The sequence below is a fragment of the Glaciimonas immobilis genome, from assembly GCF_011947285.1.
In the GTDB taxonomy this organism is placed as follows: Bacteria; Pseudomonadota; Gammaproteobacteria; order Burkholderiales; family Burkholderiaceae_D; genus Glaciimonas; species Glaciimonas immobilis.
In genome coordinates this window covers 200406-213325 of sequence record NZ_JAAOZT010000007.1, presented here as the reverse complement: position 1 = coordinate 213325, position 12920 = coordinate 200406, and the positions used below count along the sequence as shown (strand labels likewise).

The window sequence follows — 12920 nt, the reverse complement described above, 5'->3', positions numbered from 1 at the left end:
TTCAGCCTTCCAATTTTAATGATTTTGTGTAGTCAAGAAACTCTTGAAATGTCTGCGCAATTACTTGCCGTTCAATCTTTTCCAGATCGGTTTCTTCGGTCGCGTGGATCGTGATCCATACCGTGTCTTCGTGGGCGTATCCGACGCGCTTTGTGCCGGGCGGAGAAACGATGGTTGATGGCGCTGTTAGGCGCATCACGCCATCGTCGGTAAGAACCGATATGTCGCCGCTTGAAATGATGTTTAGGTTTTGCTCTTTGTGGATCTTCCCCACCAGAACACTACCCTTTGGAATGAATAGCTCACGGGCGTAAAGCCCTTTTGAGAAGTGGTGTGTAACAGGTAATTCGACTTGAGGAAGACCGCGAATTGATTCTTCCAGACGGACTATCTTGTTACGCATGAAGCCGTTAAACGTGACTGTTAATTTCATCCGTTTGTGTACCCAAGGACTTGATAGCGAAATGCGGTTTCCCGGATCGATACGCTTTGCGCGGCGGGTGCGGTGATTGAATAAATCAGCTTTTTGAAGACAATCGGATTCGACCAGGGGATTGAATACGGGTGGGTGCCGATATAGGACGATGCCCATGCAGACTGCCCCCACTTGACCGCGCCCCACTTGATGACGCCTGCGCCCAGCACTACGGTATTGACGGATAGTTGGCTGTATTGGTCGTTGTATGCCGTGATGACATACGACGCCTGCGACGAAACGCCCGACAATTCAACCGTCGATTCCACGATGGCCTTTTGACTCATTGGCGCTACGTCCGGCATGGTGGCCGATAGCAGCGTGCAGGTATAGGTCACCGAGTTGTCCAAATATGCCGAATTGGGCGAGCCTACAACCGGGCTTATGAACAGGATGCCCGGGCTTGTATTTGAGGACAGATAGAAGCTAGCGCCAACCGGAACTACGCAGTGATACTGAAACGAGTGCGCGCCATTCCACCGATTAACGAGAAAGTCATACCAGAAGTCCGCGGCTTGAAACGACGCAAACGAATTGGTCAAATTCCGATAGACGGTATCGAGTGCGACCCGATAAACGCCATTGTTGTATGCGGCGCATGCCCTTGATGGTGTTGTCGCATTCGAAAACGGGATAACGATGTCAGGCGTACCAGATTGCTCGCTGGTCAGATATTGGAGCGCGCCAGAGGTGTTAATGAGCCGCGGTCCGTCTGAGCCAATGAACAGAACGCCGTACATGGTCGGCTGCGCGGTCCGGGGCATGATGCAGCCCACGTTCTGCGAAATCGTGTTGAGTGATAGCGCGGTAGTACCGGTACCGGTGACATCGCCCACCACCTGATATATCGCGTTCGCCTTGAACACGATCAGGGATTGCAGGATACCGGACGATCCATTGTTGAATGGCAATCCTGCTGCACCCGTCGTGCTAGTCGTGTCGCCAAGCGTCAATGCGCTGGTGAAATTCGTATTGCTGATCGTGGTCGCTGACAGCGTGTCAGTGAAAACAATCGCATTTTTGCAGCCGAAATAAGCCCGCCCGAAGAATTGGACGACCCATAGTGGAATCGATGGCAAGGCATTCACGGTCGTATTGCCTGCGCACCACATAGGCGCTGCAAATGATCCGCCTGTGACCGCTGCTGCGACCGTGGCGCTTGCTGTAGCCGCCTGATTGAGCGTGATGGTGTTGGCGGTGGTTGACACGATATAACTGCCAGCCGGTATGCCTGCGCCAGTGACAGCCATGCCCGCCGATGCACCGGTAGTCGTACTGACTGCGGTTAATGTCTTGCTGCCCGAAGTAGTCGTAACGGTCGGCGCAGAGGTAAAGCCAGATATATCGAACCAGCCAAAGAAGTTTGCGCCAGAAAATCCCTGATGCGTGACAATGATCTTGGTCCCGATAACATCCATCGTTGGCGGCAACCATGCACCGGTGCTTGGTGGTGTGGTCGGCACATTGGTTGATAGTACGTCGCTGATCGTGACGAACAGGCCAGATACCGTGTCATAGCAAAATGGCTCGTCATAGGCAGCATTGCGACCTGTAGCGATCATTCCGTAGATGCGCGAGCCGACGTCAATCATGACCGAGATAACACCGGGGGATGTGAAGCCGGGGAATGCCGTTGCTGCTGTCACGCCGGGACGCGCGACTACTGCGCCCCGGTTCTGCCGGTCAAAGACCAGATTCGATAGTGATTGGCAAGCACCTGCAAATGAAGAATCTTGGTCGATAGCATCCGTCAGCCCGGTAGGAATGAAGCTACCGGGTTGTGAGTTACGAATAGCCATTAGTCGCCCTGTAGTTTGGTCGGTCGGACTGCGCGTGCGGCGCGGAACGTGGCCGGGTCTTTCTTGATCGTGATAACGCGGTCTTCTTTATCGTTCGCCATTTGCAACATCCGGCGCATCTTGTCGTCGTTCTTTACGGCAAAATCATTGGCGCGGGTGTCGTCCGAAATGTCCATCAGGTCTTCTGCCACCATCTTGACAAGTAGAAGTTGATCTTGAAACCATGGGATGACGACCGATGTTTCCGGCGTGGCGATTTCCACCAGGTTGTCCATATACCGGACGGTCAGGGTTGCGGAAATAGACGGCGTGGGATACAGGTTGATCGTGGGCGGCGATGCGCCCAGATCGGTTGCGAAAAGGTACGGGTATTCAAATTGCCCCGGACCTTTGAATAACTGGTCGTAGTCATCCATGCTGCGTGCGCTCAAAACATAAATCTGGCCGCTTTGGCTATAAAACGCCTCCCGAGCGCGTAAATAATTGACGGGAAGGTTGTATGCCGATACGCCGATCACCATTTGAATGGTGGTCGTGCGACGGATGATGTCCAAGTCCTGTTCCAGTGCAATCTGCACCAGACGCGCATTCATAAATTGCCCCGCCTGTTGTGTCATGCCGGGGACTTTGGCTATCGAACAAGCCAGACTGATAATCTGAGCGCAATTCATCATTACGCGGCTTCTTTTTCCAGATCAACGATGATGGCAGCGCCTTTAGCGACCATATCGCCCAGCGTTTCGATACGCGTCATGCAGCTTTCAATCGCCACTTTTTCAGCGGTCGATAGCTTACGGCCAGCTTCGTCAGCACGCATCTTTTCCAGTTGCGACTTGTTCGTGACCAGAGCGTCACGTTGATCTTGCAGGGTGCGACGGACGGCTGGCAACTTCATGCGACGGACGTTCTGCTTTTCGAGTGCAGCAAGAACCTTGTCCATTTCAATGACCATTTCGTCAGTGGTCGAGCCTGCTGCAAAGTTGCCGCTGACAGTCAGCGCGATTTCACCGCCGATTTGCATTGATGTTTGAAACATGTAGCCCGGTTTTACAGTTTTTTCGTTATTCATTTTTCTAATCTCCAATTAAGACACGTAAGCACGACGTTGTTTGCGACCTTTGTTCTCTGATTCTTTGAGAGAACTCTCATGCGCCCAACAGCGGTTTTGCTGCTCTTCAAGCGCCCACTTAATGTCATTGGTGACGTTGTAGGTGTGGCCGTGGACGTACATCCGACCGCCCAAGGTGATGCCCTTGCCTGCTGCGGGAGGCAAATTCATGGTGACGCTGGTGGCGGCTTTGGTTTCCGCCTCGATGCGTGCTACTTCAGCTTTTTCTCGCGCAATTTTGTCTTCGCGGAATGCTGCTAATTCGGCCATGTCGGCAGATTGATCGACCACATGATCGACCGCGTCCGGCTTGTGGTTTTTGTCTTTCAAAGACAGTGTTTTGTTGTCCAAACTTTTCCCCTCGGAAATGAAAAAAGGAGAGTCGGTTAAGACCCTCCTTTGTGTGCCTAGCTAACTAGGATTAGTTGAATGCGCCAGTGGTGATAACGTTGGCGTAGTTCGAACCAGATTCGAAGCGCAGGAAAAACGCCTGATTCAGAATCATGGTGCCGTAGAAAATCTTCCACGAAATGACGCGCAACTGGTTGTGAACGTCGGACTTGTCGGCATCCTTCAGGTACTCGAAATGCGCACTGTCAAGCGTGACCTGACCGTAAGCACCTTTTGCGATGAAGAACGTTGGGTACACTGTCACGCCGGTTGCTGGTGGCAACGGTGCAATCAGTGATGGCGTTGCGCTTGCTTGTAGCGATGCAACGGTTGGGCCCGGACCGGTCAGCAAGACGGTTGTGCCCGCTGCCAATTGGGTTGCGTAGCCGGTGAACGAACCGGTCGTTGGACCAGAGGCGCACAATGCCAGCGTGTTCGGGGTAGTACCTGCGGCTGCTGACAGATAGCAGTTGTAGGTGTAACCCGAAACGGTGGCGGTCGGCAGCGTGACCGACAGGCCTTGATTCAAGGTCATTGCGATATTGCCGGACGACTGGTGAATGATCCGCTCATAGCCAAACACTGGATCGGTCTCGGTCACAAACAACTGATAGTTGGCTGCTGTGAAAGTACCGGTACCGGAGCTGGTGCCGGTGATGGCTGCTGCGCCCTGATACCATGGGGTCATGTTGGTGGAGGTGAAGCGAACGCCGCCCCAAACACCGACTTCCATGTTGTACAGAACTTCCAGATCGCTATACGACCAGGCGGTTGCCATCGTTGCGTTCGAGCGCAAATCTTGCTCAACCAACGGGTGAATAACTGCGACGTAATGCGGCTTGTTCTTGCCACCGCCACGGACAGTATCCAGTTCCAGTTTGTCGTCTTCAAAGTCGCGTGCGCCAAACTTCGGAGCGCCAACGGTGTTCAACGAACCGACCGCCTTGTTGATTTCCGTCACGCCCAATACGTCGGTGCTTAACAGGCTGGCGCGAGTGGCCTTACCGTTGGCAAAGCCGATGTTTGTGCCGGACATCAGCGCGTTTTGTGTATTGCGTTCCAGCGTTTCGGCCAGTTGCAATGCAGTCAGACGCATGGCCTCTTTGAACAGGTCATGCTCAATGGTCAGCATGTCCACATCAGTGATGTAGACCGAATCGCCCCATTGCTGCGCGGTCGCCGATACTTGGGAGATCGGGATGATCTCGCCGACCGATGGGACGCCTTCGGAGAGAGCGGCGGCGGGAAGGTTGATGCGCGAATAGCGGGTGGCCGTGTAAGTGGTGCCGCGATTCTTTGGAAGCATCAACGGGGTGCCGAACTGGAAGGCAACTAATTGACGCTGGGCCAGAGGAAGGGTCTTCTTCTGGATGTAGTTACTTATGTCTGATGCGAAACTTGCAGACTTATTGACTGATGCCATTTTTCATTTTTCCAATAAAAAAGCCACCGATCTGGTGGCTTATAATTTGAGTCCCTTCAGTCGGTCAAACTCCGAACTGTCAGGTTTGCTTGGTGCCACATTCGACTTAGTGCCAAGAGGCTTGCCAGTGGCTGCTTTCACACGCGCTGCGGCGGCGCTTTTGATTGCTGGTGCGGCGTCCATCCGCGCTCTTGCCTGTTCGCCCATGAGAAGGGTTAAGACTTGATCGCGGGAAGGGTTGCCGCCTTTTGAGCGCACTTCTTGCAGGCGTTTTTCAACGGAGTCTGCAAAGGTGGATAGCGAAGGATTTTTTGATACGGCAAGCAAGAATTTGGTCTGGTCCAACATGTCTTGACTGTTGAACTGACTACGCTGGATTTGCAGATTTGCATCGCGCTGCCACTTTTCCATCGGGTCCAAGTTGTCGTCTTCTGGCGGGCGTTGCTGGCCCCGGCGAAGTTCGTCAAGTTGTCCTTGTAAAAGTCGCTCACGCTGCTCTGCGGCTTCACGTTGCGTCTTTTCAATCGCCCGTTCATTGGCGAGAGTTTGCATACGCGCTTGACCCCGTGTTAATGGTCGTGGGTCAGGATCGTCTTCGTCCTCAGAATGTCCGGCATCGGGTTCTGCGGGAATTTCTTCCGGCTCGTCCGCTTCTGGTTCATCGTTCTGATCGGCGTAAGGATCATTAGGCTCGCTGTTTTCATTCAGCCCTGCATTCAATGCTTCAATATCTTCGTTTTCCATTTTCATTCCTCTTGAGTCCATTACGTGGACAGATCGGTTGTTCTGCATAACGTGCAGGGATCGTATGTGGCACATTGACGTGTGCTAATCGGGGGCGAAAAAAAAGGAACCCGAAGGTTCCCGATACTGCGGTGCTACGTAAAACTTTTAACTGCCTTGAATCCGGAACCAATGACCAACCATCGGACAGTGATAAATTGCGGCGATACCAGCCAGCTGCTCGACTGATCCTGATGCGCCATTGATGAACTCACCATCAGCGCCATGGACCGATATTTCATTCTTCGGATCGGCATTGATGACGATGTGCGTGATTCCGGCAACCGCATCAGGCAGCCTGACAATTGCATCTGGATCGGCGGAATCGATGACGTGAACCTGGAAATCAGCCGATAAAGCCAGCGACTGGCTTGCGCTGGCAACCATGCCCAGTTCGCTCAACGTAAAGTTCGGCAGGGTCGCGTCGATTAATCCGATGATGTTGAATAAATCGATTGTCGCGGGTGCGGCGTCGGCGGGGCGGGTTACCGAATCTTGATACTTGACCGGCATTTGAGACTGAATAGACGACATGAAAATCCTTTGGTCATTAAAAAGCCCCGCGACTTGTGGTGGCGAGGCTTGATGAAATCCCGCCTAGTGCGGGATTGTTGATTAGCTTAGTTCCAAGCCCCCACGTTTGTCTGCGCCCACTTCCCATTCACTCCACCTTGGTAGATGAACTGAAGCGTCATAGTTTTTCCCGCATTCGCCGCGCCCGGTGTGAGAACCTGTCCAACTTGTCCTACGTTAGCAGACAGAGCATAGTTTCCCTGGAACGTCCACGCAAGTGTGCCGCTTGAATCAGCAGTCAGTATCAACGTCATTGGGTAGTAGCCTCCGCCAGCATAGAGTCCTGACCCGGGGTAGCCGCCTCCCAGTATGTTGCCCATTGATGTCGCGGCAGCGATGACGTGCGCTTGTACTGAACCATTTCGTACATCTGGAGATGGGCCTGCTCCCGCAATACTATAAGGATTTCTGTGGGGGTTAGACCAGAAAGCCGTCCAATTTGAGTTATTAGTGATACTTGAGTCTAACCAACCCCCGCCCATATTTGCAGCAAAATTAACCCCACCGACATAGATATAGCCATTTGATGTATTACCGAAACTATATAGAAGTTTATTTTGTACGTTTTCTACATGAATGCTGTTCAGTCCAATATAGATATTACCCGATCCGTTTGGCATTCCGTAATGAAGTGCACCGCAGCCAGACATATGAATATTGCTGTACTGGTAGGATGCAGCAGTAGAAGCAAAGCCACCGACTACACAGTTTGCGACTTGGCTAAATTCAACATTAGAGAGGCGTAAACCTGTACCTATTAGATTTACACCGAGGTTGATAGCACTGTTACTGAGACCGACGGCGCGCCCCGTAAATCGTGTATTCGCTATCGTCATTGACGGGATATTTATAGCCCCATTAAATGTTATTGCAAAGGCTAGGCTAGATACTGCGCTATCTGGTACAAACAGATCACAGTCAGTTATAGACAGCCCGCGTATGGTAGGTTTAACGCCTAAAAAGGCATTTCCTGTAAAAATCATCGCAGAACTCCAAGGGAATGCCCCGTCTGTTCGTACCCTGCTGATCTTTAGTCCTTCGATATAGGTTCCTGCGCCAATCGCAGGATCATCGTACACGTTGATTAACCCCGAGCCTTCCGCCGCAGTACCAGTGATACCGTCGAGGGTTACTTCCCTGAACTTTACCCCTGCTTGACCTGACAACTGAACGGCATATAACGCGTTTTGACAATTTACATCACGAATAGTGAGCGCCTCTACGTCCGTCAGGTACTCGAAATTCGTGCCAGCCCAGGTGTACCAGTTACCTACTAAGAAGGATACGGTAACATCATGTGTTTGCCCGCCGATAGCGTAACAAGTGATGTTTCTCCCTCCTGACATAAACTGCACAGTAGAGCCGGTATTTACAGAATTAATATTAGAGATAACTGCGTCATACGCCGACATCGGAACTAGGCCGTCATAGCAGTTATCAAATAAAATATCGCGGACCAGCAAGTGCCGCACACGGTTTAGAAGTATAGCGCAGGTATTATTACCGGTCAGCCCATTGACACCAGCGGCGTAGAACCCCGACCCATCTGCCAGTTGAAAGTCTTGGTACCAAGTGCCCCCCTGCACGGCGATATTAACGTCAGCCGCCATCCCAACAATCGAGGTATAGGCGTACTGATTGGTTTGAAAGACCGCTGCCGTACTGTTTGCGGTGGCCTTACCTGACAAGGTAAGAGCGCCATTAGCGCCAACAGCAGTTATAGTCTGCGGCCCTGCAAAGCCCGTGCAGGTACAAGCTTGGCCTAAGACCCAACCGAATGTAGTACCACTCCCTAACACGATATTTCCGCTATTAAGGGTAGTGGTTACCCCTATAATATTCGCACCGCTAGTGCCGGTATTAATCGTCGCTGGCGAGGTCAAGTTAGAGACTTGCGGCGTGCCGTTATAATAGGACATACCAAGCGTCATATGCATGCTGTCTGCAACGGACAATACTTTCCAGATACCGTTATAGTCATTAGGCTGCGCGCCTGCTACGAACGTATAGCTGCCGACGGCCATATTATGTGGCGTGCCGGTAGTGACACTCGCTAGGTAGCCGTTCGATCCATCGATACTGGATGTCAGACTTGTGATGTTAAAAGGCGCAGAGTTCGCATTGGTATTACGCAGCATGGATGCGTTGACACCTTGCGTTCTACGTATAACTACACCCGCGCCAAGCCTGAAATCAGTATCGCTTGGTGCCAGGAGTGTCCCGTTTATGTAGTATGTGCCCGGCGTAGTTAAAGTAACTACGCCGGTGCGACTCAATGCTGCCTGTATAGAGGCTAAGTTGACTGACGCGGTAGCATTAGAAGATGCCCCAAGGCTTTCGCATGTTGTACCGCCCGCAAAAGGTACAGCCGGCGCGCTTGGTGGAATTGATGGAATCATGTTAGTTCCCCGTCCATGCGACGCTACCGACCGCGCCGATAATGAAAATTGCGCTGGCGTTCGTGACGCCGTAGCTGATTGACTGGCCTGCTACGAGTGGGTATCCATTAGCTGCCGTTACGCCAGCCGGACCCACATAAATAGTTCCGGTGTTGGCTGGCAGCGCCGTGATGACGATGCCATTTACTATTGGGTTGGCCGGCAGAGATACTGCCGCTGCCGTTCCCACTTGCTGACCAGCGAGGATTGCTGACGGGTTGCTTGACGCCATGGCGGTGACTTCGGCATACGTACCGTCCCCCATGTCCTTGAACCGACGAGCGATTCCGTTTGCCTGCGAAAATGAAGAACTTGAAATAATATCCATTGCTTCCTTTTATTTGAATCGGCGGCGACTACGGAAGCAATCCGAGGTAAGTTACCCCCGACTTACCCAACCGCCAAACTGTTTAACCGCGCATACCTGCTTGACCGTCTTGCATACTGTCTTGGGAAATTGCGCCGGGAGGTTGTTGCGCACCATTGCGAGGACCTGCTGGCATCGCCCCTTGACGCGGCATACCGGCAACGCCGGGTTGACCGCCTTGTCCTGGTATGCCCGGATTGCCTTTGGGTTGTTGCTGCACCATCTTTGCTTGAATGGCTTTGGTATGCGACACGATGTGATTGCGGAATACACCTGTCGGGTCACCTGTTTGCTGCGCCGCGTTCTGGTGCGCTTGAATGTGTTCCGTGTCGTTGTCCATCGGTGACGGCTCAACGGGAAGATTATTCAAGAGCATTTCATTTTCGACCTCGGGCGGTACCGACAATTTATGGCGCTCATCGATCAAGATGTTTTGCGCCATCGTCGGGCCGAAAATAGCCGAACTGGCAAAGTCAACCAGTGGACCTAAATCAAGACGGCGACCATTGAGAACCTGCGGACCCATGCCGCGCAAGACGTTGGCAAAGCCGATCATCTGCTGCACGTTCTGAGCGCCGATTGCCTTGTCCGCGCCAAGCCACTTAAACCAGTAGCGTTTCCCGATCTGCTGCGGCGGAATCTTTTCCAGCGTGGCCTTAATGCCGTGCTCGCCTTCTTCGATGATGGTCAAGTCGTCTTCGCGGAACTGCATGTCGAGCTCGTAGAACCATTCCAAAAGGAGATTCATAACGCCTTGCTCGAACCGCTTGACGTGATCGCCGATGGTTGCCATGGCCTCGGCACCCTGCTGCCCGACTGCCGCGGCATTCTTGCGACCTGCCGGAGCCTTGCCGAGCATCGTTTCATTGACTTCCATCGTCTCCATGATCTGAGACTTGATCGAATTGCGAAGCGTGAGCGCGTGCTGATAAAGCGGGGGGAATTCGAGAATCTTGGTATCGTTCGGATTGGTTTCCCAGACCGCGGCCATTGCCATGATCATCGAACTGTAACGCGGATTCTTGAGCGGGTCCGTCAGGACGATCGGCATTAACGTGTACATGGCCGAGTCCTGACCCATGTTCGAAATGTCGTTCAACTGGTATTGCAGGCCAGCGACCGGCGCTACCATTGACTTGCCCCAGAATGAACCAGCCACTTTATTGACAGATTCGGAGATAACGGGGATTTTTTGCGACCAGTACGGGTTCTTGATGACGCCGAGAACGTTGTTTGATCCGCCGAAATAAATAATGGCCGGACACTTCTTGCCATTCAATTTTAGTTTCGCAAACGCCATGTAGACCAGCGCGAACTTTTGACCGGCTTTGATCTTGATGCCTGCCTCACCACTACGGGCTTTTTCAGCCCACTTAACCTGATCTTCGCCCGCGTCCTTTTGCAACTTCTTGACTGCTGATTTCAGGAAAACGCCTTCATCGACTTTTTCCTCAATTGCGTCATCGGTCAGGCGTAGAGCTACGCAAACGATTTCAGCATCTTGAATGTCGGAAACAGTAGAGGGGAATACCCATAAATCTTGCGCGGCGATAACGGTAACTTCCGGGCCTTCATCGACAATCGTTTGCTCTTCAACGTCGGGGTAGTCGTCCATCCCGTCATCTTTCGCTACCTTCATCGTGATGGTGCGCTCTTTGCGCTTCCAATCCGGCATGATGGACCATTGGCCCTCAACATCACCATTAAGGAATAGCGTCGAGACGATGGCGCGTAGATTCGTCTTCTTGACGTACTGCTGCAAGATGGAGAGGGTCGCCTGAGGCGTATCACCCTGCTCAGAGACGACTTCAATGTTACTGCCGACATTCGGGAAGGTCATACCGGTAAAGCGCTTCCTACGGGCTTCTATTGCGTCGTGAACAATCGGCTCGAATACCGTTGCGTCGCCGCTGTATTGCTGATGGTCGCCCAACTCGCAATTGTAAATATCCCAGTACTCGTCAATATTCTTTGACTGAGTGGCTTTCTCTTCTTTGAAGCCCGCGGTAATCTGCTCGTAAATCTTGCCGAGCTTTTCCTGTAAGGATTTATCGGTAGCGTAATTTTTCATTACGTCATCGGCGGCCTTATTGGCAACCGGCGTGTCTTCGTCTTTATCCACTTATCGGTATGCTTTCTGCGGTCGTGATGTGCGATAGGTCACGCCCCCGGAAGTGGTGGCATGATTTCCTTGATTGCTTGAAATGGCGTAACCGAGTTGCGGGATAGCGCGCACCAAGTAGCGGAGCGTGTCCAGCAAATGGTCATTCTGTTTAACGATCTTTCCGTGGGCGTCCCGGCGGTACATCGGAAGCTCTTTTTGGAGATTCATCAGGCTTCGGAAAATCCGGATACGCCCTGAAATCATTCGCTGGTAGACGTCGAATATCCCGGCTTCCACGGCGTTATCTGCCAGTAAAAGCGTCAGTCCTTCGTTGCGGTACATTTGGAGTAATTGCGATCCGTCGTGCTGAGAGCGTCCACGCGATGCCGGGTCAATAAAGCCCATCATTTCGCCGCGCCCTTTAACTGCGGAGGAATGCGCGGCTGGCGATGCTTCGCCCATGTAATGTTCGGAGTACAGATAGAGGGTGTCGCTGTCACGGTCCAGAGCGCCCCACAATGCCGCGGTCTTGTTCCATCCAACATCAATCGCGTAACCCTTCGGCCAGTGTTCCGGCAACTTGAAGGGGTCGCATAGGAGGTCATCAGTCTTGACCGAGTAAATCTTGCCGGATCCGATAGTCGGGATCCCGGTGGTTCGTGCTTCGCGCTCATGGATCGGGACGGAAAGCATGTAGCGCTTTTTCATCTCGTCGGTCAGATGCGGAACGTCGTCCCATCCGGCCAGCAGGAGAAATTTATCTTCAGGCTTGTCCACATCAAGAAACGATTGCGTGACCTCGCCCATGCCCTCAACCGGGGTATAGGTACTGAGCATCATTCCGCCCGTCGTCATCGTCCGCATGTTCGCTTCGGAATAGATCGGCATCGGCGGCTCTTCGTCCAGCCAAACGCCATCTTTCGCCGTACCCTGCCAAGCGACGCGCTCCTGGTCGTAAGACTTGAATTGCCCGAACGACTTGCCGCCCGATTTATGCCGGACATAGAAGTTCTCGACCGCATCTGCCAAGCCGCGCTTGTTCGTGGTATCGATCAGCAGATCGCCGCGTATCAAGCCAGTACCAAAGTCGCCAACGGGACCAAGCAGTGTTAATTGCAAAATGTCGCGCACAGTGGTTGTGGTATCGCCACCGATCCACCATTGGGTAGGACGGTCAAAGCGACGGCCCGGCCACCAGTCGGGGTATTGCCCCGTCATGTGCAAGGCGACTTCATAGCCGCCCATGGTCGTGGTTTTTCCTATTCGGTTGGCACACAAAGCGCAACGTTCGGAGTGATCCTTTCCTGCTGCGAAAAACTCCATGTGTTTCTTGTACAACTCGCGCCGCAATAAACCGGACTCAGGAAAATACTGATCGATGCTATTGCGCTTCTTCCGGCTCTCAAGTTCTTTGAGAATCTGCGCCGCTTCGGTCAGTAAATCCGTGGTCATCGTTTATT

General features: G+C 52.6%; 12 protein-coding genes. All 12 read right to left on the bottom strand.

Annotated features, from left to right (window positions below; translation table 11 throughout):
* Window position 1: 1 nt before the first annotated feature.
* Window positions 2-433: a hypothetical protein gene (locus HAV38_RS12800; RefSeq protein WP_168055780.1), complete on the bottom strand. Its 432-nt coding sequence runs from the start codon at window positions 431-433 to the stop codon at window positions 2-4.
* A complete protein-coding gene (locus HAV38_RS12795; RefSeq protein ID WP_168055779.1) occupies window positions 430-2274 on the bottom strand; it encodes a hypothetical protein in 1845 nt (614 codons plus the stop codon). The genes HAV38_RS12800 and HAV38_RS12795 overlap by 4 nt, the downstream gene beginning before the upstream one ends.
* Window positions 2274-2948, bottom strand: coding sequence for a phage adaptor protein (locus HAV38_RS12790; protein ID WP_168055778.1), 675 nt, complete (start codon window positions 2946-2948; stop codon window positions 2274-2276). The genes HAV38_RS12795 and HAV38_RS12790 overlap by 1 nt, the downstream gene beginning before the upstream one ends.
* On the bottom strand, window positions 2948-3343 hold the full coding sequence (locus HAV38_RS12785) for a hypothetical protein (RefSeq protein ID WP_168055777.1): 396 nt from the start codon (window positions 3341-3343) through the stop codon (window positions 2948-2950). The genes HAV38_RS12790 and HAV38_RS12785 overlap by 1 nt, the downstream gene beginning before the upstream one ends.
* Before the next feature lie 15 nt (window positions 3344-3358).
* The gene (locus HAV38_RS12780) at window positions 3359-3733 is read right to left on the bottom strand and encodes a hypothetical protein (protein WP_168055776.1); all 375 of its coding nucleotides are present in this window, start codon (window positions 3731-3733) and stop codon (window positions 3359-3361) included.
* 70 nt (window positions 3734-3803) lie between these two features.
* The gene (locus HAV38_RS12775) at window positions 3804-5195 is read right to left on the bottom strand and encodes a N4-gp56 family major capsid protein (RefSeq protein WP_168055775.1); all 1392 of its coding nucleotides are present in this window, start codon (window positions 5193-5195) and stop codon (window positions 3804-3806) included.
* 39 nt (window positions 5196-5234) lie between these two features.
* Window positions 5235-5939: a hypothetical protein gene (locus HAV38_RS12770; RefSeq protein WP_168055774.1), complete on the bottom strand. Its 705-nt coding sequence runs from the start codon at window positions 5937-5939 to the stop codon at window positions 5235-5237.
* 147 nt (window positions 5940-6086) lie between these two features.
* Window positions 6087-6512 carry a hypothetical protein gene (locus HAV38_RS12765; RefSeq protein WP_168055773.1) on the bottom strand — a complete coding sequence of 142 codons (426 nt, stop codon included), beginning with the start codon at window positions 6510-6512 and terminating at the stop codon, window positions 6087-6089.
* 86 nt (window positions 6513-6598) lie between these two features.
* Entirely contained in the window at window positions 6599-8950 is a 2352-nt protein-coding gene (locus HAV38_RS12760; protein WP_168055772.1) for a hypothetical protein, read from the bottom strand.
* 1 nt (window position 8951) lies between these two features.
* A complete protein-coding gene (locus HAV38_RS12755; RefSeq protein ID WP_168055771.1) occupies window positions 8952-9317 on the bottom strand; it encodes a hypothetical protein in 366 nt (121 codons plus the stop codon).
* Between the two features lie 82 nt (window positions 9318-9399).
* The gene (locus tag HAV38_RS12750) at window positions 9400-11478 is read right to left on the bottom strand and encodes a hypothetical protein (protein ID WP_168055770.1); all 2079 of its coding nucleotides are present in this window, start codon (window positions 11476-11478) and stop codon (window positions 9400-9402) included.
* Window positions 11479-12912, bottom strand: a complete 1434-nt coding sequence (locus HAV38_RS12745; RefSeq protein ID WP_168055769.1) for a terminase large subunit domain-containing protein — start codon at window positions 12910-12912, stop codon at window positions 11479-11481.
* Between the last annotated feature and the right edge of the window lie 8 nt (window positions 12913-12920).